This is a genomic window from Corynebacterium sp. HMSC066C02, assembly GCF_001814945.1.
Taxonomy (GTDB): domain Bacteria; phylum Actinomycetota; class Actinomycetes; order Mycobacteriales; family Mycobacteriaceae; genus Corynebacterium; species Corynebacterium aurimucosum.
Map to the genome: position 1 here is coordinate 32,197 of NZ_KV818463.1, position 22,278 is coordinate 54,474.

General features: G+C 61.0%; 16 protein-coding genes, 1 tRNA gene and 1 pseudogene. 8 read left to right on the top strand and 10 right to left on the bottom strand.

Going from position 1 to position 22,278, the window contains the following annotated elements; genetic code table 11:
* Nucleotides 1-64: 64 nt before the first annotated feature.
* Nucleotides 65-1,975, bottom strand: coding sequence for a translational GTPase TypA (typA, locus tag HMPREF2996_RS08235; protein ID WP_070711771.1), 1,911 nt, complete (start codon nt 1,973-1,975; stop codon nt 65-67).
* Between the two features lie 269 nt (nt 1,976-2,244).
* On the opposite strand from typA, the gene HMPREF2996_RS08240 reads away from it, so the two are divergent.
* Genes HMPREF2996_RS08240 through HMPREF2996_RS08250 form a run of 3 tightly spaced genes read left to right on the top strand, consistent with a single transcriptional unit; the run spans nt 2,245 to nt 4,464 of the window.
* Nucleotides 2,245-2,964 (top strand): Rv1157c family protein, encoded by a 720-nt coding sequence (locus HMPREF2996_RS08240; RefSeq protein ID WP_070711768.1) that lies wholly within the window; start codon nt 2,245-2,247, stop codon nt 2,962-2,964.
* Nucleotides 2,964-3,500, top strand: a complete 537-nt coding sequence (locus tag HMPREF2996_RS08245) for a ribonuclease FAU-1 family protein (RefSeq protein WP_070645292.1) — start codon at nt 2,964-2,966, stop codon at nt 3,498-3,500. The genes HMPREF2996_RS08240 and HMPREF2996_RS08245 overlap by 1 nt, the downstream gene beginning before the upstream one ends.
* Nucleotides 3,501-3,543: 43 nt before the next feature.
* The gene (locus HMPREF2996_RS08250; protein ID WP_070730926.1) at nt 3,544-4,464 is read left to right on the top strand and encodes a DUF808 domain-containing protein; all 921 of its coding nucleotides are present in this window, start codon (nt 3,544-3,546) and stop codon (nt 4,462-4,464) included.
* Nucleotides 4,465-4,467: 3 nt separating this feature from the next.
* Here the strand turns inward: HMPREF2996_RS08250 and zupT are convergent.
* A pseudogene (zupT, locus tag HMPREF2996_RS08255) lies at nt 4,468-5,264 on the bottom strand (zinc transporter ZupT).
* Between the two features lie 79 nt (nt 5,265-5,343).
* Between zupT and HMPREF2996_RS08260 the strand changes: the two are divergent.
* A complete protein-coding gene (locus HMPREF2996_RS08260) occupies nt 5,344-6,210 on the top strand; it encodes a hypothetical protein (RefSeq protein ID WP_246815664.1) in 867 nt (288 codons plus the stop codon).
* 71 nt (nt 6,211-6,281) lie between these two features.
* Here HMPREF2996_RS08260 and selB read toward each other — a convergent pair whose 3' ends face one another.
* The 3 genes from selB to HMPREF2996_RS08275 all read right to left on the bottom strand — a co-directional run bounded on the left by selB (nt 6,282) and on the right by HMPREF2996_RS08275 (nt 9,475).
* A complete protein-coding gene (selB, locus tag HMPREF2996_RS08265) occupies nt 6,282-8,072 on the bottom strand; it encodes a selenocysteine-specific translation elongation factor (RefSeq protein WP_070446976.1) in 1,791 nt (596 codons plus the stop codon).
* Entirely contained in the window at nt 8,073-9,356 is a 1,284-nt protein-coding gene (selA, locus tag HMPREF2996_RS08270) for an L-seryl-tRNA(Sec) selenium transferase (protein WP_210384592.1), read from the bottom strand.
* Between the two features lie 24 nt (nt 9,357-9,380).
* Nucleotides 9,381-9,475 (bottom strand) — tRNA-Sec (locus HMPREF2996_RS08275).
* A 35-nt stretch (nt 9,476-9,510) separates the two neighbouring features.
* Here HMPREF2996_RS08275 and selD point away from each other — a divergent pair.
* Nucleotides 9,511-10,491 (top strand): selenide, water dikinase SelD, encoded by a 981-nt coding sequence (gene selD / locus HMPREF2996_RS08280; RefSeq protein ID WP_070446981.1) that lies wholly within the window; start codon nt 9,511-9,513, stop codon nt 10,489-10,491.
* Here selD and HMPREF2996_RS08285 read toward each other — a convergent pair.
* The 5 genes from HMPREF2996_RS08285 to HMPREF2996_RS08310 form a co-directional block, all read right to left on the bottom strand.
* A complete protein-coding gene (locus tag HMPREF2996_RS08285; RefSeq protein WP_070446983.1) occupies nt 10,488-11,390 on the bottom strand; it encodes a GDSL-type esterase/lipase family protein in 903 nt (300 codons plus the stop codon). The genes selD and HMPREF2996_RS08285 overlap by 4 nt on opposite strands.
* 128 nt (nt 11,391-11,518) lie before the next feature.
* Nucleotides 11,519-12,604 carry an NrfD/PsrC family molybdoenzyme membrane anchor subunit gene (nrfD, locus tag HMPREF2996_RS08290; RefSeq protein WP_070446985.1) on the bottom strand — a complete coding sequence of 362 codons (1,086 nt, stop codon included), beginning with the start codon at nt 12,602-12,604 and terminating at the stop codon, nt 11,519-11,521.
* Nucleotides 12,601-13,644 (bottom strand): 4Fe-4S dicluster domain-containing protein, encoded by a 1,044-nt coding sequence (locus HMPREF2996_RS08295; RefSeq protein WP_070446987.1) that lies wholly within the window; start codon nt 13,642-13,644, stop codon nt 12,601-12,603. Before HMPREF2996_RS08295 ends, nrfD begins: the two co-directional genes overlap by 4 nt.
* 9 nt (nt 13,645-13,653) lie before the next feature.
* Nucleotides 13,654-16,926: a formate dehydrogenase-N subunit alpha gene (fdnG, locus tag HMPREF2996_RS08300; protein ID WP_246823014.1), complete on the bottom strand. Its 3,273-nt coding sequence runs from the start codon at nt 16,924-16,926 to the stop codon at nt 13,654-13,656.
* Nucleotides 16,927-17,049: 123 nt separating this feature from the next.
* On the bottom strand, nt 17,050-17,916 hold the full coding sequence (locus tag HMPREF2996_RS08310) for a PRC and DUF2382 domain-containing protein (RefSeq protein ID WP_070446992.1): 867 nt from the start codon (nt 17,914-17,916) through the stop codon (nt 17,050-17,052).
* A 471-nt stretch (nt 17,917-18,387) separates the two neighbouring features.
* Here HMPREF2996_RS08310 and HMPREF2996_RS08315 point away from each other — a divergent pair, with 471 nt between their 5' ends.
* From HMPREF2996_RS08315 to HMPREF2996_RS08325, 3 genes are all read left to right on the top strand, one after another.
* On the top strand, nt 18,388-19,458 hold the full coding sequence (locus HMPREF2996_RS08315; RefSeq protein WP_070446993.1) for a lipoate--protein ligase family protein: 1,071 nt from the start codon (nt 18,388-18,390) through the stop codon (nt 19,456-19,458).
* Nucleotides 19,459-19,575: 117 nt separating this feature from the next.
* Entirely contained in the window at nt 19,576-20,928 is a 1,353-nt protein-coding gene (locus tag HMPREF2996_RS08320; RefSeq protein ID WP_070446994.1) for a dicarboxylate/amino acid:cation symporter, read from the top strand.
* A 47-nt stretch (nt 20,929-20,975) separates the two neighbouring features.
* Nucleotides 20,976-22,262, top strand: coding sequence for an MFS transporter (locus HMPREF2996_RS08325; protein WP_070446995.1), 1,287 nt, complete (start codon nt 20,976-20,978; stop codon nt 22,260-22,262).
* Nucleotides 22,263-22,278: the final 16 nt, after the last annotated feature.

Sequence of the window (22,278 nt, forward strand, 5' to 3'; positions counted from 1 at the left end):
TCCGGAAAGTACTTCTTTACCACCCTGGGGCGGCGCTTGACGACGCCCCACGCATCCCCAGTGGTTACTTGTTGAGCTGCTTAGCGCGGGCGGCCGCACGCTTGCGTTCGGTGGAGGACAGCTCGACCTTGCGCACGCGCAGGACGTTCGGGCCGACCTCGACGCACTCGTCGGTGCCACAGAACTCCAGCGCCTCTTCCAGGGACAGGGTCCGAGCCTTGGCGAGGGTGACGGTGGCATCCGCGGTAGCGGAGCGCATGTTGGTCAGCTTCTTTTCCTTGGTGATGTTGATATCCATATCCTCATCACGGTTATTGGCGCCGACAACCATGCCTTCGTAGGCCTCCATGCCCGGCTCCACGAAGAAGTCACCACGGTCCGCCAACTGCTGCAGAGCGTAGGCGGTGATCTGGCCGGAACGGTCGGCCACCAGCGAGCCCGTCGGGCGTGCCTTGATATCGCCAGCCCAAACATCGAGACCATCGGAGATGGAGTTGGCGATACCAGAGCCGCGAGTCTCCGTCATGAACTGAGTGCGGAAGCCGATAAGGCCGCGGGCGGGGACGCGGAAAACCATGCGGACCCAGTCGCCCTCGCGGACATCCATGGACTGCATTTGGCCCTTGCGGGTGGCCAGCAACTGGGTAATAGCGCCCTGGTGCTCGGAGGGGGAATCGATGGTGAGCATCTCGTACGGCTCCATCGTCTTTCCGTCGATGACCTGGGTGACCACCTGCGGCTTGCCGACGGTCAACTCGAAACCCTCACGGCGCATGTTCTCGATGAGCACGGACAAGGCCATCTCGCCGCGGCCCTGAACCTCCCAAGCATCCGGGCGCTCTGTCGGCAGCACCTTGAGGGAGACGTTACCGATGAGCTCCTGGTCCAAGCGAGCCTTGACCATGCGGGCAGTGAGCTTATCGCCGCCGCCCTGGCCTGCCATCGGGGAGGTGTTGACGCCGATGGTCATGGAAATAGCCGGCTCGTCGACCTTGATGCGCGGCAGCGGCTCCGGGTTCTCCACGTCCGCGATGGTGTCACCGATCATGATGTCGGAGATACCGGAGATAGCCACGATGTCACCCGCGATGGCCTCGGTATCCGGCTGGCGCTGGAAGCCAACGGTGCGCAGGAGCTCTGCCACCTTGACGGTCTTGGTGTGCATCTCCCCTTCCTCGTCGTAGTGCATCCAGGCCACCTGCTGGCCCTTCTTGATGGTGCCAGAGTAGATGCGCAGCAGGGCGATACGGCCGAGGAAGTCATCGGAGTCCAGATTGGTCACGTGCGCCTGCAGCGGGGCGTCGACCTTGGCGGAGGGCTCAGGGAGGACGTCATAGATGACGTCGAAAAGCGCCTGCAGATCATCAGCGTTCGGGACGTTGCCGTTGCCCGGGTTTTCGGTTGAGGCCTTGCCCTCGCGGCCGGAGGTGTAGAGGACCGGGAGATCCAGCAGCTCCTCAGCGGCCGCAGCAGCTTCCTCATCCTCGAGGCCGGCGGCGATTTCTAGCAGGAGATCTTGCGCTTCGGTGACGACCTCATCGATGCGGGCATCCGGGCGGTCGGTCTTGTTGACGCAAATGATGACCGGCAGCTTCGCCTCCAGAGCCTTGGTGAGCACGAAGCGGGTCTGCGGGAGGGGGCCTTCGGAGGCGTCGACAAGCAGCACAACACCGTCGACCATCGAGATACCGCGCTCCACCTCGCCGCCGAAGTCGGCGTGGCCCGGGGTGTCGATGACGTTGATGATGAGATCCCCGCCGTCCTTGCCCAGGCCCTTGCGGTGGATGGCGGTGTTCTTCGCCAGAATGGTGATGCCGCGCTCGCGCTCCTGATCATTGGAGTCCATGACGCGATCCGAGTGTTCGCCATGGTCGCCGAAAGCGCCGGACTGCTCCAGCATGCCGTTGACGAGGGTGGTTTTACCGTGGTCAACGTGCGCGACGATGGCTACGTTACGGAACTCAGTATTACTCACGTGTGGGGTGCTCCTTAAAGCATGATGCGTTAGCGATGTGAACGGCCCTTAAATATACTCTCTAGCTCTTTGATGTGCAGCATCGCGCGTGATCCCGCAGAGCGCTACGAGATGTAACGAATTGATATCAACAGCCGACATACCGCACAGTAGACCTCTATTGAGAGTTGACTACATCAAAAAAGTGAATATTGTGGCTGCAGATACTATTGTGACGCATGTGATTTAGTTTCTGCCGTCACGCCCCCACCCACACACAAGGATTTTCCATGGCCTTTTCCGAACAGCACTCTTCCCGCTCCGCCCGTCGTGGCGTCGCCGGACTCACTGCTGCCGTGATGATGGGCCTACTCAGCATCACGCCCGCAAACGCCGGCGCCCCCGACCTCTCCTCGCTCGTGAATATCCCACAGAGCAGCAACCCGTTGGACAGCCTCGGCCGTCCCACCCCGGAGACGCAGGAGCGCGTTCGTGCTTTCGCGGCACAGCCATGGATCCCGCAGGAAGCCCGCAGCGCCATCCTCACCGCCCTTAATTTCACCGCCGGTGAAGGCGGCGAAGGCGGCGTTGCCATGCCGGAGGGAAATAACCCCGGCTTCCGCCAGTTCTACTGGCCCACGGTCTCCGCGCAGTGCATCGGCGGGCAGGGCGATTCGGTGGGTTCCGCCATCGCTGTGCCTGGCCCGACCGATATGCCGGCCCCAGGTGCAGGTGAAGGCGAAACCGTCTTCCTCTTCACCGCGCTGGGCACCCCGACCGCCGCGGAAGAGCAGGGCGCCATGCGCGTTCAGTGGTTCAACCTGGACACCTTCCAGTTTGGCACCACTCCCCTGTTCAACAATGGCATCAACACCGATGGGCCAACCACGGTCTCGGGCCGTGCCACGACTGGCAAGGGTACCGTCGTGGCGGTCCTCTCCGGCGCAGTCAACACTGCTGAATCCTCGTGTTCCTTCCCACCTACCGCGGCTTACCTCGAGGTGAACTAATGAGCACAGACCTGCACCCAGTCAAGCAAGAAACCTTTAATACCACCGACAACATCAACGTCGACCCGAAAGGTTTCGAGCGCGAGGTAGACACCTACCGGGTCACCGACTTTGGCCTCTACATGGCCCGCGGCGCTAATCACCCGCGCTTCGGCTACCTCGAGTCTTGGCTGCTGCCGGACCTTGGCTTGCGCGCCAACATCTTCCACTTCCGCGAGGGCGTCGATGTGCACCAGGACTTCTACATCGACGTTGCCGATATCGATATTGACGGGGACGTGTGGACCACCCGCGATCTCTACGTCGACTTGGTCTCCACCTCTGGCGAGCCAGTCGATGTACTCGATATTGACGAGCTAGCCGCCGCCACCTCCAACGGCCTCATCAGTGCCGAGGAGGCCGAGCGCGCCATGGAGCGGACCCTGACCGCCGTCGAAGGCATCACGCGCTACGGCGATGACGCCATGAATTGGTTGCGCACGCTGGGAATGGACCTTACTTGGGCAGAAAATGTGGAGCTCGTTCCCGCCGAGTAACCTAGGGTGAGTACTTCTCCCCCACCTTAAAAGGATGTGAGCCATGGCCGGTGGTCTCTTTGCCCTGCTTGACGACGTCGCCCTGATCGCCCGCTCCGCTGCCTCCAGCGTCGACGACGTGGCAGCATTGGCCGGAAAGACTTCGGTGAAAGCCGCCGGGGTCGTTGTCGACGACGCCGCTGTCACGCCCCAATATGTCCAGGGCGTCAAGCCGCAGCGTGAGCTGCCCATGATTTGGCGCATCACCAAGGGCTCGCTCATCAACAAGCTCGTCATCATCCTGCCGATTGCGCTCATTCTGTCGTGGATCGCGCCGTGGGCGCTCACCCCTATCCTCATGTGCGGTGGTGCTTACCTGTGCTTCGAGGGCGCAGAGAAGATCTTCCATGCTGTCCTTCACCGCGGTGATAAGGACGAACAGACCGTGGAAGAAAAGGGCCCCGATGCCGAGGACTCCCTGGTGAAATCCGCTATCACCACCGACCTCATCCTCTCCGCCGAGATCATGGTGATCTCCCTCAACGAGGTCATTGATCAGCCCTTCTGGCTGCGCCTCGGCGCCTTGGTCACCGTTGGTGTCCTCCTCACGTTGGGCGTCTATGGCGCCGTCGGGCTGCTAGTCAAGATGGATGACATCGGCGTCGCCCTGCTCAAGCGTCACGATGGTGACTCCGCCCTGGGCACCGCCTTGGTGAAGGGCATGCCGATTGTGCTCAAGATCATCGGCATCATCGGCACCGCCGCCATGCTGTGGGTCGGCGGCCACATTGTGGTCAAGGGTCTGAGCGAATTCGGCGCCGAACAGCCTTGTGGCTTTATCCACCACGTGACCGAGAGCATCAACAACGGTGCCCTCGCCTGGTTGGCGGACACCGGCTTGTCGATGTTGTGCGGCTTTATTCTGGGCGCCGTTATCGTCACCATCATCATGGCGGTCAAGGCCACCGCCGAGCGCGTGAAATAGACCTTAGATAAACAGCGCGAGGGAGACGGCCATGACCGCCATCCCGGCGATCAGTCCGTAGATGGCACAGTGGTGTTCTCCGGTCTCCTCCGCCGTGGGCAAAAGCTCATCCAAGGAGATGAACACCATGATGCCGGCGATGACGGCAAAGCTGATGCCGAAAGTCATCGGCCCGATAAATGGCATCAGCAGCGCGAAGCCAATGAGAGCGCCGAGGGGCTCTGCCAAGCCAGATAGCGTGGCCCACCAGAAGGCTTTCTTGCGTGAGCCCGTCGCGCTGCGCAGGGGCACTGCGACCGCAATACCTTCGGGGATATTGTGGTGGCGATCGCCACGGCGACGGGGATAGCGATCTCCGGGGCTTCGAGGCCTGAGAGAAACGTGGCAAAGCCTTCCGGGAAGTTGTGGATGGCCAGCGCGAAGGCGGTAAAGATGCCGGTCTTCATCAGCCGTTTGCGCCGCGCGTCCTCCTCGGTGGTGGCCGGCTCGTGCGGGTTAATCTCCTCGGGCACAAGGCGGTCAATGATGGCAATGATCGCAATACCCGCGAAGAATGCCGCCATCATCGTCCAGGTGGCGCGAGCTTCGTCCCCGAGGGTGCTTTCTAGCTTCTTCAGGGCCTCCGGCAGGATTTCCATGAAGGAGACGTAGAGCATTACGCCCGCAGACAGCCCCAAAGCAGTGGCCATGAACTTCGGGCCTGGCTCCCGCTTTCCGACGGCCAGGGCGCCTCCGATGGACGTCGACAAGCCCGACAGCAGCACAAGGCTGAAAGCGAAGGCAATGGTAGCTAAGTCCATAGTGGGAAACTATAGCGTGTCTAACCCGGCCTCTGCGTAAGCTTGGAAGGAGTCCATCGCTTCCCATCTGACTCACGAGGTGACTGTCGCAACCATGGTGCTGTATCCGCTGGCTCCGTCCTATTTTGGTGTCGAGCACGTCGCGATTCTTGAGCACGTCAACTTTTCTACCGCGTTGAGCATTCCGGGGTTGGCGCAGCAGCCTGCGCTCGTCGACGTTTCCTTGCTCCCCGACCCCACTACGGGTGGCTGGCGCGTCCGCTCGGATTTCGGTTTTCTCGGTGCGCTCGATGACGAAGAGTCCGCTGAGTATCCAGCGCTGAACCGGCTGCGCACAGCGGCGATGAATGCAGCAACACATGCGACCGTCGAGATCGTGGACGGTGAGGTGGAGGTGGCCGTTGCTCTGGGGCTCGACCCGTGGATGATTCCCGCGAACAATCAGCCAGCGGGTACTGCCCTGCTCAGCGGTGGGCACGGCGCTCTCGTTCGTGTCGCGGAGGGAGAGCTCACTACACATCAGCTGCGCGAGATGGGAACCGAACAGCTCTTCGTGACGCTTGCGCTTCTCGACGACACCGTCCTCGCCACCCACGACAACCTCGTCCTCGGCCCGTGCGCGGAGCTCTCCGATACCCCGGCGCTGGCCACCGCATTCGCGGCCGCCTCCCAATCAGGTGCTTCCCTGGTCGCTCGGGCTTATGCTGCTGCGGGCCGCATCGCAGTGGACCTTCCCCTCGCCCCCGAAGACCCTGCTGCCCCGGCTCAGTCTGCCGAGCTCTTCGCACCTGTGGTCCCGCCGCTGCCGGTCGACCCAAACAATCCCGCCATCCCGCCGGCACTCGACCCTGATGCCGACTGGGAGTTCACCACGCCTGCGGATCCCCTTGCCTCACCACTGCCCACCGGCTCGCGTACCTTCACGTCCCCTAAAGACACCTTTTAACTGGCACCTTATGCGCTTGCACTAATTCATTGACCTGGGATTTCTCTGAAACCCGCCCGCAAATGGTGCCTTTACTTTGGTGCTCTTTCCCTTGGCCCACACACGAAGCGCTTACCTTCGACCAGGCGGGTCGCGCCGGTGGCATCGAGGTGCTCCAACAGTGGGATGGCAACCCGGCGCGTCGTGGCCAGGGCCTGACGTGCCGCCGAGAGGGTGAAGGGCTGTTCCAATTGTGCCACCACATCGAAAGCCGCACGCGGAGCTGAAGGCAGAAGCACAACGCCCTTGGCCAGGCGGAGCAGGCGCCCGGCGCGCTCGGCGGCGGCGAGCTCCTTGGGGCCCAGTCCCCATTCCTTGAGGTCAGCAGCCTCCGGGGCAGCGAAGGGCTCAGCGCGCAGGCGTTGCTCGAGCTCAGCTACTGCCTTCTCTGCAGGGCCAAGGTCGACGGTCTTGCCGGGAACGCGCAGCACACCATCTACTGATTCGAGCTTGGCTGCCGCTACCGCCAACCCCAGCAGGGCCGGCTCCGACAGGTTCAGGGTGTCCATGGCCGCTGCCTTCGTCAGCCCCGGGGACAGCGGGTTCGCCGCAGCATGTGCTTCCACTGCCTCAACGAGGGCATTCTTCCACGCGGTTACCTGGCGGGCGGCAATCCACCACTCGCGGAAAACAATGACCCCTGCCGGCTTTTCCTCCACCGAAAAGCCATCGCGCAGGAGGTCGTCGCGCGAAGCGTAGCCGCAGCGCTTGAGCCACTCGGACGGGTTGGTCGGCTCTAAGGCTTCTAGCTCAGCTGCGCGCTTCTTCGCAGCACCGCGCCTACTCAGCGCGGCCGGGTGCATGTCCACGACTTCGAAGCCTGCCGCTACATGTCGCCCGCCGGGGCTGCGCACCACGAACCTATCAAGCAGCGTGAGAGATAGCGGGCTTTCCAGTGTCAACCTCGCGAACTCACCTCCTAATGGCCGCAGACGGGCACCAACGCCCGCGGTGCCGATATGCACCACGAGGTTCTGGGGAAGCTCAGCCATCTCAGTACCAAAGGTGCGGCGAATATCCACGGTTTCGAGCGCCCGCCAGCCCCCAGGGCTCAGCAGTGCATCCCCGCGATGAACCTGGTCGGCGGCCACCCCGCGAAGGTTGAGGGCCACGCGCGTGACTGGACCGGCGCTATCCACCGACTTGTTTTCACTGTGCACTCCGCGCACCGTCACGCGTTGCCCATGAAGCTCCAACTCATCCCCCACCGAGACAGTCCCCGCCGCCAGCGTTCCTGTCACCACGGTGCCCGCACCCTTCACGCTAAAGCCGCGATCGACCCACAACCGCACGCGCGCCTGGGGATCAGGCGCGGGCATAGCGGCGAGTACCTGGTCCAACTCAGTGCGTAATGTCCCCACGCCCTCGCCGGTCTTTGCGGAGACGTCGACGATGGGGGCGTCGGCAAGCGCTGTTCCAGCCAGTTCTGCCTTGACCTGCGCGGCTACCTCAGCGCGGCGGGCGGCATCTGCCCTGTCCGCGCGGCTCAGCGCCACCACTCCGTGCTCGATTCCCACGGCGCGCAGGGCATCCCGGTGGTCAGTAGACTGCGCTTGCCAGCCTTCATCGGCCGCCACCACAAAGAGCACCACCGGCGCGGGCCCCACCCCGGCCAGCATGTTGCCCAGGAACTTCTCATGCCCCGGCACATCGACAAAAGCCACATCGGCGCCGGAGTCAAGCTTCGTCCACACGAAGCCCAAGTCAATGGTCAGGCCGCGCCGCTTCTCTTCCTCCCAGCGGTCCGGCTCCATCCCCGTCAATGCCTTGACCAGGCTCGACTTGCCGTGGTCGACATGGCCGGCGGTAGCCACAACGTACACCTACATCACCGCCTGAATCGCAGCAATAAGCTCCGCGTCCTGCGACTCCGGCACGCAGCGCACATCCACCAGGCAGCGGCCCTGGTTCACGCGCGCCACCACAGGAGGCTCGCCCAACCGCAGCGGACGGGCCAGCTCTTCTGGCAACGCCACAGCCCAGCCCGGCAGCGGTACCTCGGGCGCCCCGCCGCCACCAACACGCCCGGCATGCTCGACAACCACGCCGCCTACCGCCGCAGCGACCTTCTCGGTGCGCTCGCGATGGCGCTGAGCGTCGATGTGCAGCGCATTCTGCACGGCATTGGAAGGAGCGGCAAGGGAGGCCTCAAGGGCGTTGAGCCGCAGCTTATCGATGCGCACCGCCCTCGCCAGCGGATGTTTCTTACACGCGGCGATCGCTTCCTTCTTTCCCACAAGCACCCCGGCTTGCGGTCCGCCGAGAAGCTTATCCCCCGAAAAGAGCACCACGTCTGCGCCATCTCGAAGAGCCACGCTGGCCGAGGGTTCCTCAGGCAGCACCGCATCGGGAGCGAGCAACCCGGATCCGATATCCACGATGAGTGGCACATCCGTAAGCGCACGCAACTCAGCAACCGGCACAGAAGACGTGAAGCCACTGATCACAAAGTTGGAGGGATGCACCTTGAGTATCGCCCCGGTGTTCTCCCCCAAGGCCCGCTCATAGTCCGCCAGGTGAGTTCGGTTCGTCGCGCCCACCTCACGCAAGCGGGTGGCTGTGGACTCGATGAGCTCCGGCAGACGGAAGCCCGCACCAATCTCAATAAGTTCGCCACGGGAAATGATGACCTCCTCGCCAGGGGCCAAGGCGGCGGTCGCCAGCAGCAGCGCGGATGCTCCATTGTTAACCACCAGCGCATCCTCCGCGCCGGGACAGGCGGCCAGGACAGCCTCGACCGCGCCGCGTCCCCTATCCCGCGAGCGCTGACCGCTGTCTAAGTCCATCTCAACGTCCGTATAGCCGGCTGCTGCCACCAGTGCATCCACCGCGGCTGGTGGCAATGGCGCCCTACCCAAGTTCGTGTGGATGATCACACCGGTGGCATTGATGACGCGGCGCAAGGAATAGGGCTGTGCGCTTTCGAGTCTGTCGGCCAGCTCCTGCTGAAAACGGGTGGGGTCGAGGGATCCGGAGCGGGCGTCGGCAAGCACGGCGTCGATGATCGCGCGCACCTTATGGGGTGCACTGCGCTCCTGCGCAGTGCGCACTGCCGGGTACTGGAGGATCTCATCCATCTTCGGGATGAAGCGGCGGGGGTCAGTCATCAAAGTTCCTCCTAGCTGCGCTCATGGCGGAGACGGACAGGAATCGAACCTGCCAGACCGAGATACTCGGCCTCACCGGTTTTGAAGACCGGGGCGCCCACCAGGACACGTACGCCTCCGTCTGCTCACCTTACACGGGGCTAAAGTAGTACTTATGACTGACATTAAACTTACGTCCTTTGCCGCCGGTGGCGGTTGTGCTTGCAAGATTCCCCCGGGTGAGCTCGAATCTGCTGTGGCGGGCCTGGTAGGCACCGCGGACCCCAACGTGCTGGTGGGGCTTGACGACGGCGACGATGCCGCCGCCGTACGCATCCAGGACGGCCTGGCGGTCATCTCCACCGCGGACTTCTTCACCCCGATGCTCAACGACCCCTATGACTGGGGCCGGGTAGCGGCCGCCAATGCGCTTTCCGACGTCTACGCCATGGGCGGCACGCCCATCACCGCCATCAACCTCGTGGGCTGGCCGCGCGAAAAGCTCAGCCTCGATATATTGCGCGAGGTCCTGCGCGGTGGCATGGATGTGGCCAGCCAAGCAGGGATCTCGATTACTGGCGGGCACTCCATCACCGCCCCGGAGCCCACCTATGGTTTGGCTGCCACGGGCACCGTCCACCCCGACAAGATTATGCGCAATGACGCCGCCGAGGCTGGTCTTCCCATCACGCTGACCAAGCCGATTGGTGTGGGCATCCTCAACAATAAGCACAAGGCCACCGGTGAGGTTTCTCAGGCCGCGGTAGATTCCATGACCACGCTCAACCGCGATGCAGCTGCGGCAGCGGTGGAGGCAGGAGTGCGTGCAGCAACCGACGTCACCGGGTTTGGTCTTTTGGGCCACCTCTACAAGATGTGCCGTGCCTCCGGTATCGGCGCCGAGCTCGACTTCTCCGCTGTTCCTGCGGTGAACGGCGCCAAGGAAGCCCTGGCGGAGGGCTTCATCCCGGGCGGCTCGCGCCGCAATCTAGATTGGGTCCGCCCCCACCTCGATTCGGACTTGAGCGAAGAGGACCTGGTCTTCCTCGCCGATGCCCAAACCTCCGGTGGCCTCCTCCTCATCGGCGAGGTACCCGGCTACCCAGTTATCGGGCGGACCGTGCCGGGTGAGGCGCGGATTTCTATCTCTGCTTAGGAACGCGCGCTCAGAATGCGCGCGACGCCATCGACTCCGGCATGCGTGAGGTGATTGGACAAATTGTGTGTCACGGACTTCTCGCTGATGCCGGATACCCAGCGAATAGAGTCCGGAGCACACATGTTGTGGTCGATGGAAGCGCGGCGGAGGTCAACGTAATTGGCACCAGCAGCGGAGGCCGCAGTGCGCATCGCGGAGTTAATGGTGTCCTCTCCCAAACGAACCAAGCCCAGCACATCCATGTTGAAACCCACCTCGCTGCTGGTACCAGAGCGCACGGGGCACATCGCGCCATTAGCGGCAGAGATAGCTGGGTACCCCACAAACGTGATGGTGGCATGCGGCGCAGCCTGACGGATGCGATTCGTGTTATTCACCATGGCCTGCCGGTAGGAATCATTATTAAATTGCGAGACAGCAATGTCCTGCAGATTATTGGCGCCGAATTGCACAAAGACATTCTTGGTATCGGCAGTGAGGTGTTTATTGGCAATGGCACCAACGACCTGCTGATCAAAGTCCTTCCGGAAGGAGCCCCCGCTAGCCTTGGCGGCCGAACAGGCATAGTTCGCCACCGAGCGCCCCGTGATCTTGCCGTACTCCGCGGCCACTGTCTTCTTTCCTTGCGGGCAGCCTTGTGGTGATGGAGCGCCTGCTTCCGAGCCGCTGCCCTCGATGCTGCTGAGGCCCGCACGCACAAGATCGGACCGCACGCCAGCCACCTGCTTGTAGCCGGGGTTAGCAAAGAAAGAATCACCGAAGAACACGGCGTCGGCGCCGCGGTGCGGGTCTGCGGAGGCCGTAGCGGTAGAGAAGGTCACGGCACTGCAGGCCAAAGCGGTTGCGGAAAGAGCAACGGAAAAACGCTTGATGCGCTGGGAGAAGGAGAGAGACATGATTCCTTAACAGAACGATTAGGGAGAACGAGAGAATGTTTACCTCGTTCTACTCAATCACATTGGTCTATCTCTTTGCTAACCCTTTGCCATTCTTGCAATTCTTTCCCGTCACAAAATGAGGGTTCTTATCCGCCCGTCACGACGGAAGTGCCGTAGTCACCCCGCGCTTCAGCACGCCGCTTCTGTGGAGCAATCGTGGTGGCTGGGTCCTTCACCGCTTCCAGTCCCGCGTTGAGCACACCAAAGCGGGTGCACGCAGATCCCGCCATGAGCGCAAGGCCGGACAATACCGACACGGTGCGTGACTTGGTCGCCGCAGCTACGGCCGTTCCCACACCACCGGAGGCGATGAGCCATTCAGAAGCCTTCATGAGCTTTCCCGGCAATCCCTCATGCAGCGGCCGCCTGGGTTCCGGTTCCATGTGATTTTCCATGATCCGCGTCGCGACTAGGTCACTCACTGCGGCCGTGATGCCCAGGGCGCGTGCAGGCCCAGCGTTCTTCACCGGGGTAAAGGCCATGGCGGCACCCGCCGCCGCGGCCGACGCCGAGGAAACAAAGACATAGGGCAAGTGCTTCTTCGCATCGTTCCATGTCGGGTTAGAGGTATTAGCCAACAGCACCGCTGTATAGCCAGCGAGTGGTCCGCCGAGAACTCCCGCAACGGCCCCCGCTGGGCCGGCTGCCTTATCAAGGGATCGGCGAAGCGGTTTCGGCAGCACACCGCCGACCAGCTCATCAGCCTCGACGACTGCAGGCAGCGACGCAGCAGAAGCAAAGCTGCCCAAAATCCACGAGCCGATGGACATCGGAGAGGTCACCTTGAAAACGCGGAACATGTTGAGCAGACGCTCTGGGCGCCCAAGGTCGAGGATCAGAAAGACAGAGCCCACCGAGGCCGCAGAGAACGCCGTCAATCGGGTAGAACGTTTGAGAGGCGCGTTACCCGTAGCCTGCGCGCCAGCGGCGAGTAATGCCGAGCCTCCCGAAAGTCCACCGAGGAACAGATAGCCACCAATTGGCCACTCCCACGGCGGGGCCTTGACTACGGGCTTGCCGTAATACGAGGAGAACTCGAAGTCCTCCGCCATGCGCGCTTCTTTGGACCCATCCTGTGCGCCGGCGCCGACTCGTCCACGCCGGCGCTTCTTGCCACCGCCGCGACGACGCCTAGGCTCCTGCGGCGGGCGGTACTCATCAAATTCGCTCACTTGCGGCCTCCCAACATGAATGCCCCGGCCACGGCTAACGCCATGCCGCCAATTGCCTTCGCGGCAGTCTTATACATCTGCGGCAGATCCGCCGTGGGCACGCGCGGATCCGGCGGCAAACCATAGACCTCTGGTGAATCGAGGAGCAGGAATATGGACCCGGTCCCTCCAACTCCATCCTGGGAATTGGCGCCGTAGAGACGAGCCTCGGTCAGCCCTTGCTCGTGGAGGACACGGACTCGCTCCTGCGCAGCAGCGAGCATCTCCTCGTAAGGTCCAAACTGGATAGAATCCGTCGGGCAGGTCTTAGCGCAAGCAGGCTGTTCACCAATCTTGAGCCGGTCATAACACATGGTGCACTTCTGAGCTACACCCAAATTTTTGATCGGCATGGCCTGTCCCGGCGTATGGTCTGGACCTTGCGGCTTAAGCTGCTTCAGCTTTGCCAGCACGTTCACACCCGCGTGGTCAGGCACCTCGTAATCCACAGTGGCGGTCTTGTCCGCCTTCAGCGTCACGCCGCCGTCATCGCGGCGCTCAATGACGCCGAAAGGACACCCAGCAACGCAGGTCCCGCAGCCATTGCACACATCATCTTGCACCACAACGGTGCCGAATTCGGAACGAAAGAGCGCGCCCGTCGGGCACACGTCCAAGCATCCAGCATTGGTGCAGTGCTTGCACACATCGGAGGACATGAGCCAGCGAAAATCATCGGTATCTGGGGTGACGCTTGGCGCGGAGACTGTGGGCAGCCCCAGTGAGACGAGCTTGCGCCCATCCTCGCGCGCCTGCTCAATACGCTCATTGCTTTGCTCAATGAAGGTCACGTGCCGCCAGGTATTGGCACCCAGCGAGCCTGTGTTGTCATAGGAATTGCCGGTGACCGCATAGCCTTCCACCGGGTTGCGGTTCCATTCTTTACAGGCCACCTCGCAAGCCTTGCAGCCGATGCATACCGAGGTATCGGTAAAGAACGCCATGCGCTGATAGGACTCATAGCCGTGTTTATCAGCCTTTTCGGTGAAAAGATTAGCCATTAGTCCTCCTTAGCCTTCTTTTCCTTCATAGTCCGCCACATTGCCTGCGGTGGCGTCATCGCCGGTGTTCTCCTCAGAAGCATCGCTCTTCGTGCTAAAAGCATCTGAGACGTCCAGGATCCGGTTGCCCGAGTCAACAGTAAGGTGCGCCCGCTCTTGGTACTCGCGCAAGAGTTGCACTCGTGCCTCGCCCCGCGGGCGCCGGCCCGGCTGAATATCGCAGGCGCCCACCTTTGAGTTCTGGATAAACACGTTCGGCTCCAAGGTCAGGCCCAACAGATCGTTGGCACCATCGCCGGCCACCTCGGTGGTCTCTGATTCTCCGTAGTGGAAGGGCAGGCCAATCTGGTGGAAGTCCTCACCATTGATGGTGAGCATCTCCATGCGGTCCGTCACCAAAACCTGCGCCTCTATGACACCACGCGGCGACACAATAGTGGCCCACTCGCCGTTGACAAGTCCACGCTTGGCGGCCAGTTCCTTGTCCACCTCGCAGAACAAGCCCGGCTGCAGCTCCGCCAAGTAAGGCAAGCGGCGCGACATCGCACCGGAGGTGTACATCTCCGTCAGACGGTAGGTAGAGAAGACAAACGGGAAGACCTCAGCACCGCGCTCCCCTGGCTCGGGGCGGGAAAGGTTATCCGCGCGCTTGATAGTCAACCGCGTCGGCGATTGCTGCTGCTTGTACAGCGCATTCTGCACCGGCGATTCCTGCGGCTCGTAGTGAGTCGGCAGCGGGCCGTCGGACAGTCCCTTCGGGGCAAACAGCCAACCTAGGCCGTCGGCCTGCATGATGAAGGGATCATCGCCGTCGAGGGCGTCGGGGCCGACGGCGTCGACAGGCGCAACATAGTCCGGGCGCTTCGTCACCGGGAAGTCCGGGACGTCGTCACCAACCCACTTGCCCTGGTCCTCATCCCACCAGATGTACTTCTTGCGCTCCGACCATGGAGTGCCATCCGGCTTGGCGGAGGCGCGATTGTACAGGATGCGTCGGTTAGCCGGCCATACCCAACCCCACTCGAGTGCTACTTCGTTCTGCTCAGAGCCCGGGACCTTCTTCGCGGCGTGGTTGATGCCGTCCTTATACACGCCGGTGTAGATCCAGCAGCCGCCGGAGGTAGAACCGTCGGCGCGCATCTCGGTGAAACTCGGCAACAATTGGCCCTTCTTTGGCCCATCGAGGTAGTAGCCGTTGATCTCACGCAAAATCTCATCCGAGCTGGGATCGCCGTGTTCATCCTCGGTGTAATCCCACGTCACGGACTTAATCGGCAGGTCGCGCGGGTCGGTCGAATCCGCCAAGCGCTCCCTAATCTTCTTGCCCAAGTGGTAGAAGAACCACGCCTCGCTGCGGGCCTGGCCCGGCGGCGGAGTCGCCTGGAAGCGCCATTGCACCATGCGTTGGGTCTGGGTAAATGTTCCGGACTTCTCCACGTGCGTTGCCGCAGGCATGAGGAATACCTCGGTAGCGATCTCCTCGGTCTTGAGCTCGCCGTTCTTGACTTCCGGCGAATCCTTCCAGAAACTTGCCGTTTCAATCTCTTGGAAATCGCGGACAACCAACCACTTCAGCGAGGCCAGTCCGCGGCGCTGCATACCACCGTTGGACTGCGCCACCGCTGGGTTCTGACCGAAGACAAAGTAGCCCTCCACTTCCTTGCGCAGCATGGCCAGCAATGTCTCATAGGTCGAGTGCGCGCCGGACAGGCGCGGCATAAGGTCAAAGCCCCAATTATTCTCCTTGGTAGCGGCGTCGCCCCAATAGGACTTCATGAGCGAGACCGCGTAGTTCTCACCCAACTGCCAGAAGCCCTTCTGGTCTTCCTGCCGGAAGGAATCCAGGTAATCCGCCCAGGTCTCCTGATCCACGTGCGGCATGGGCAGGTAGCCCGGAAGCGAGTTGAAGAGAGTCGGAATATCAGTCGAGCCTTGAATCGAGGCATGCCCGCGCAAGGCCATGATGCCCGAGCCAGGGCGGCCCACATTGCCCATGAGCAGCTGCAGAATCGCCGCGGTTCGGATGAACTGTGCGCCCAGGGTGTGCTGGGTAAAGCCCAGCGCGTAGGCGAAGCACGTGGTGCGCTCCGGGGTGGAGTTCTGCGCAATCGAGTCTGCCAAGTAGTAGAAGTCCTCCGGCGCAATGCCACAGGTCTCCTCCACCATCTCCGGGGTGTAGCGCGAGTAGTGGCGTTTGAGGATCTGGAAGACCGTGTTTGGATCCTCCAGCGTCATGTCCTTCTCCACGTTCCACGAGGAGCCCTCAGGCTTTTGCACGTACTGCCACGAGTCCGTGACGTACTTGCCCTTCTTCGCGTCGTACCCGGAGAACAGGCCTTCCAGGTCCTCGGTGTCTTGGAAATCCGGCGAGATGATCGACGCCGCGTTGGTGTAATTCACCACGTAATCGTGGAAATACAGGTCATTATCCAGAACGTACTTGATAATGGCGCCGAGCAGCACCACGTCCGTGCCACCGCGAATGCCGATGTGGCGGTTCGCAAAGGCAGACGTTCGCGTGTAGCGCGGATCCACGTGGATAATGCGCGCACCACGCTTCTTGGCTTCGACGACCCACTGGAAACCCACGGGGTGGCATTCGGCCATATTAGAACCCTCGATGACGATGCAATCCGCATTCGCCATATCCTGCAGCGGTTGGGTCGCGCCGCCGCGGCCAAACGATGTTCCTAGACTAGGAACAGTGGCGGAGTGTCATATGCGCGCCTGGTTCTCTACCTGAATAGCACCAGTCGCGGTAAACAGTTTCTTAATGAGGTAGTTCTCCTCATTATCTAGCGTCGCGCCACCCAGACCGGCGATGCCCATGGTGCGGTTGAGACGACGCCCGTGCTTATCGACGTCCTCCCAATGCCTCGCGCGTGCCTCCACAAAACGGTCCGCGATCATATCCATCGCGGTTTCTTCGTCGAGCTCCTGCCATTCAGTGGCATAGGGCGCTCGGTACTTGATCGTGGTGATGCGGGTCGAGGAGTTAATGAGTTGCTCAGAAGCAGAGCCCTTGGGGCAGAGGCGGCCGCGGGAGATCGGGGAATCCGGATCGCCCTCGATTTGGATGACCTTGTCATCCTTCACGTAGACGCGCTGGGAGCAGCCGACTGCGCAGTAGGGGCAGACCGACTGCACGACGCGATCCGCCTCGACGGTGCGTCCCTGCAGGTCCTCACTCTTAGCCGACTGCGTAGACACGTCGCGGCCGAAGGCATCCTTGTTGCGGATTTGGCGTACGACGGGCCAGTTCAGTGGGCTAAAACGTGACATGTCTTAAACCTACTGGTTTGCCTCCATGTTTTCCACCCTTCTTAAGACCATAAGACAAGGATCGGGCCTAAAACGCGAAAAGCTGGAGCTTTGCAGCTCCAGCCTCTTAGCCCTTAACCGAGATTACTTGCGGGTCTCGGTGATGCCATCGGTATCGATCTGCTCCTTGCGCAGATCCTCGGTGTGGGTCTCGGTGTCCTTGATGGTTTCCTTGGAGAGGTTAACCTTCTCCACCGGGACGGTCTTCTTCTCTACGTTCACACGCTCTTCATGCAGGGTGACGGAGGCTTCTTCTGCTCCGTTATCGCCAATGGTGCCGGTGTAGTTGGCAGCGTCAGCCTCAGAAATCGGGGTGCGCTCGACGCGAACCTCTTCGCGCTCGACCGGAACCTCAACAGTCTCAGTATCGGTCACGACGTACTTGCGCAGGCGAGCCTCACCAGTGGCCACGCGCTCCTTGTTGACGTCTAGGCGCTCCTCGGAGCGGATAACTTCACCTTCGTTGTTGGAGACGCCGTTACCGGTAGCAGTAGAGCGGTCAGTGTCAATACGGTCGGTAGCAGCGGTCCCATCCTTAGCGTGCGCACCTGCTCCAGCGCCGGCAACGCCAGCGCCAGCCACACCAGCACCGGCAGCACCAGCGCGCTCATCACGCTCGTCACGGTAGGTGGTGACATCCTGTGCGTTCTCGAGGTCGTAGTGCTTGAAGATGTCCGCCTGCGCCTCAGGAGTCAGCGGCTTATCGGAGTCAAAGTCCGGTGCGTTCTCGATGCGGTCCTTGGAGAAGGCCAGCTTGAGCTCTTCACCGGTGAAATCGTGACCACGGAGCGGAACCAAGCTGGAGCTCATGCCGAACAGGCCGTGGTTGACCTCAACGAAGGTCGGCTGACCGGACTGCTCGTCGACGAAGACCTCCTTGACAGAGCCCAGCTTGTCGCCGGTCTTGTCGTATGCGGTTGCGTTAAACAGATCCTTGATATTCTTACCCATTGTTTCTCTAAACCTTTCTATATTTGGTCTATATGGAACTGGCAAACCACAGCCATCGATATCACCCCCACATGCCATAAGAAGTGGGGGGGCGATTTGCTATTTCGTTTGCGCTGTCACCCACCATACGGACAAATAAACAATGCGCCACCGCTACAGTCCATCCCATTGCCAAAATCGCGCTTTGCCGCAGGTCACATTAGCTATAACGATTAGATTACGAGATTATTTACGCACCTCACAAGCTTATCAGAACGACGAAGCTCTCTCCCTCCCCATACCCAGACCGAAACACAAGGACATCAACCTGCCCCCACAACGTAGCACCCAACAACAATCCTCTATACAATTCTTTACGTTGCCCACAGGGGCAACCAATAAACGTTAGCTACCCCCACCCCGTTCGGCGCATTCCTTAATTGGTCTACATTCCCAATCATCACAACTCCACCATTGAGTACCCTGAACATCATGAACCAGACGAAACACTTCGAACTCAAAGTCCCGGGCGGCAAACTACTCGTCGTAGATCTTGATATTGACACCCACAGCACCGTTACCGCAGCCAAGGTCTCCGGCGATTTCTTTCTTGAGCCTGAGGAGGCCTACGAGGCACTAGCCCCAGCACTGGTTGGCATCACTACCGCCACAAGTACCGAGGACGTCCAATCCCGGCTCGATGCCGCGCTTGCGCGAATCGACTCACCCGTGGCTCTCCATGGTTTTGACACCCACCACCTTGCCGTCACAGTTAGACGTGCACTGTCCGGCGGTACCGATTTCACCGACCACAACTGGGAGATCCTGCGCCCAGGAGTTCTCCCAACCCCAGTCAACGTCGCCCTCGATGAGGTCCTCCTCAACGAAGTCGCGGAAGGAAAACGCGGCCCTACGCTCCGCTTCTGGGAGTGGGAAGACCGCGCCGTGGTCTTCGGCTCCTACCAGTCTTATTCCAATGAGTTGGACCAGGAGGGCGTCGACAAGCACGGCATTGTTCCAGTGCGCCGAATCTCCGGTGGTGGCGCAATGTTCATGGAGGGCGGCAACTGCGTAACCTATTCCCTGTACGCCCCAGACTCGCTCGTAGCCGGTTATTCCTACGAGGCTAGCTACGAGTATCTGGACCAATGGGTTCTCGCGACGCTCGGAAAGCTTGGTGTCAATGCCTGGTACGTGCCGATTAATGACATCACGTCGGACGGCGGAAAGATTGGCGGTGCCGCCCAAAAGCGCCGCAAGGGCGCGGTGCTCCACCACACCACGATGAGCTATGACATCGATGCAGACAAGATGATGGAGGTCTTGCGCATCGGCAAGGTCAAGGTCTCTTCCAAGGGCCTAGCCAGCGCAAAGAAGCGCGTGGACCCGCTGCGCCGCCAAACCGGCGTGCCGCGCGAGGAAATCATCGAGACTATGGCTACCGAGTTTGCCACCCGCTATGGCGCCGTCGACGCCGAGCTTTCCGACGACACACTCGCCGCCGCCCGCCACCTCGTCGACACCAAGTTCCTCAACGACGAGTGGACCAAGCGCATCCCATAATTTGCGGGGGAATTTCTGGGCAGCGTACGGTGTTACATGTTCTAATGAACCGATCGGTATGACTTTACCGAACCAAATGGTCCATTTCTATACAACACTGTCTAGAAGGAAAATCTCGTGTCCGACACTTCCTCCCGCGCATCCTCGCGCACGCTGCCCTCGTGGGCCACCGGCTTTGGCGCCCAGGTCATCGCCGGCCTCATTATCGGCCTTATTCTCGGATTCATCGCTTCCGGCATGGAGTCCTCGTGGCTCTCCGATACCTTGTCCGGCGTCGGCGGCGCGTACGTCCAATTACTCAAGGTGATGGTCCCGCCGCTCATCTTCGCGGCCGTCGTCACCTCGGTTGCCAACCTGCGCAAGGTGGCTAACGCCGCCTCGCTGGCAATCTCCACCCTCGTATGGTTCGCCATTACGGCTTTCTTCTCCGTCTTAGCTGGCATTCTCGTCGCCCTCGTGATGAAGCCAGGCGTAGGTACGACTGTCGATGCCTCCACCGCCGCCGATCCCTCCAACGTTGGTTCCTGGACCGCCTTCCTCCAGCAACTGGTCCCCGCCAACTTCTTTGGACTCAAGGCTTCCCTGAGTGATGGCGAAGTCTCCCTCAGCTTCGGCGCCCTTCAGCTACTTGTTATTTCCTTGGCCTTGGGTATCGCTGCGGTCAAGGCTGGCAAAGCAGCCGATCCCTTCCTGCGCTTTACCGAATCCTTCCTCAAGGTCATCCAGGTGGTTCTCTGGTGGATCATCCGTCTCGCCCCGATTGGCACCGCCGCCCTCATCGGTAAAGCCGTGTCTACCTACGGCTGGGATGCGCTGAGCTCCTTAGGCAAGTTCGTCCTCGCGATGTATGTCGGACTCGCCCTTGTCATTGTTGTGGTCTACCCTGCCGTCCTTGCTTTCAACCGCATTCCAATCATCGGCTTCTACAAGCGCGTATGGCCAGTATTCTCCCTCGGCTTCGTCACCCGTTCCTCCATGGGAGTCATGCCGGTTACCCAGCGCTTTACGGAGAGGGCCATGGGTGTGCCTCGCGAATACGCCTCCTTCGCCATCCCGCTCGGCGCTACCACGAAGATGGACGGCTGCGCCTCCGTTTACCCGGCTATCGCCGCCATCTTCATCGCTCAGTTCTACGGAATTGACCTTTCTCCGACCCAATACCTTCTCATCATCTTCGTTTCCGTCATTGGCTCCGCAGCTACTGCCGGCACGACAGGCGCCACCGTCATGTTGACACTGACGCTCTCCACGCTGGGCCTCCCGCTGGCAGGCGTCGGCCTCTTGCTCGCCATCGAGCCCATCATTGATATGGGCCGCACCGCCGTCAATGTCACCGGTCAGGCACTGTGTGCCACGATCGTCGCCAAGCGCGCCGGCATCCAAGACCAAGCAACCTGGGATGCTGCCGAGGGTGGCGTCAATGACATCATGAACGCTGATGAGAACGAACGGGACAGCGTGAACGTTTAGGAACATAAGTGACGTGGAACACACATAGTTTCTGTACGGTGGAAGCTATGTCCACGTCAACCCAAGCACCACCAGACCCCGATTCCACACAACACCGCAGCGCCATCAAGGCCTCCTTCATAGGAACCTTCATCGAATGGTTCGACTATGCGGCCTACATTTATATGTCGGCCATTATCTCCCGAGTCTTCTTTCCGGAGATGGAAGGGCGCCGCGCGCTCATCATGACATTCGCACTCTTTGCGCTTTCCTTCCTCGTCCGCCCGCTCGGCGGAATTGTGTGGGGACACTTTGGTGACAAACACGGACGAATTCAAACCCTGACGGTATCGATCACGATGATGTCGCTGGCGACAGCCGTGATCGGCTTCCTCCCCAGCTACGAAGCAATCGGATTCGCCGCCACCCTGCTACTTCTGCTTTCGCGCATGGTCCAAGGTTTCTCCGCGGCTGGCGAATATGCCGGGGCAGCCACGCACCTCGCAGAAATCGCTCCGACGCATAAGCGGGGTATCTACGCCGCAATCGTGCCTTCCGCCACAGCATCCGGCCTGCTACTGGGCTCCCTCATCGCAGCACTACTCACCGGCGTGCTTGACGACGATGCCCTCATCTCCTGGGGTTGGCGCGTCCCCTTCCTCATCGCACTACCCCTGGGCCTTTACGGCCTGTGGATTCGCCGCAACGCCGATGAGTCTTCCCGCTTTGAGAATCAAGATGACACGGAGGAATCCCCTCTTCGCGAGGTCATCAAATACCCCAAGGCCCTGGCAATCGCCTTCTCGGGCGCAGTTCTCAACGCCATCGGTTTCTATGTCATCCTGACTTACCTGCCGACCTATCTCTCCCAGGAGCTGGGCATGGCGGAAACACCTGCCTTCATTGCGTCATCGGTCGCTTCCGCTTTCTATGTCGGCTTCGCACTTCTCACCGGCCTGCTATCAGACCGCCTGGGTCGCCGCACGACCATGCTGTGTGCTGCACTTTTCATGGGACTCTTCATTGTTCCTTCCTTCATGCTCCTGGACGGCGCTGGGATCCTCCTGGTCATCATCATCCAGGTGTGCCTCGGCGGCGTACTTGCGCTTAACGACGGCGTCCTCCCCTCCTTCCTCTCCGAACAGTTCCCCACCCATGTTCGCCTTTCCGGCTTTGCTCTCACCTTCAACACGGCAAACGCTGTCTTCGGCGGCACAGCGCCCATGATCGCCACTTGGCTCATTGACAAAACCGACAACCAACTCGCCCCGGCGTATTACCTTGTTGCCGCCGCAATCATCACCGGCGGAGGCGTTCTCTTCGCCTCCAAGCGGAATCGCCTAAAAGAGATCTAGCCCACCGCCTCACTCT

Coding starts and splice junctions, on each gene's coding strand:
- HMPREF2996_RS08325 (WP_070446995.1), top strand. CDS start 20,976: ATGTCCACGTCAACCCAAGCACCACCAGACCCCGATTCCACACAACAC.
- selD (WP_070446981.1), top strand. CDS start 9,511: ATGACTGACATTAAACTTACGTCCTTTGCCGCCGGTGGCGGTTGTGCT.
- selA (WP_210384592.1), bottom strand. CDS start 9,356: ATGACTGACCCCCGCCGCTTCATCCCGAAGATGGATGAGATCCTCCAG.
- HMPREF2996_RS08295 (WP_070446987.1), bottom strand. CDS start 13,644: ATGGCTAATCTTTTCACCGAAAAGGCTGATAAACACGGCTATGAGTCC.
- HMPREF2996_RS08240 (WP_070711768.1), top strand. CDS start 2,245: ATGGCCTTTTCCGAACAGCACTCTTCCCGCTCCGCCCGTCGTGGCGTC.
- HMPREF2996_RS08245 (WP_070645292.1), top strand. CDS start 2,964: ATGAGCACAGACCTGCACCCAGTCAAGCAAGAAACCTTTAATACCACC.
- HMPREF2996_RS08310 (WP_070446992.1), bottom strand. CDS start 17,916: ATGGGTAAGAATATCAAGGATCTGTTTAACGCAACCGCATACGACAAG.
- HMPREF2996_RS08315 (WP_070446993.1), top strand. CDS start 18,388: ATGAACCAGACGAAACACTTCGAACTCAAAGTCCCGGGCGGCAAACTA.
- HMPREF2996_RS08250 (WP_070730926.1), top strand. CDS start 3,544: ATGGCCGGTGGTCTCTTTGCCCTGCTTGACGACGTCGCCCTGATCGCC.
- HMPREF2996_RS08285 (WP_070446983.1), bottom strand. CDS start 11,390: ATGTCTCTCTCCTTCTCCCAGCGCATCAAGCGTTTTTCCGTTGCTCTT.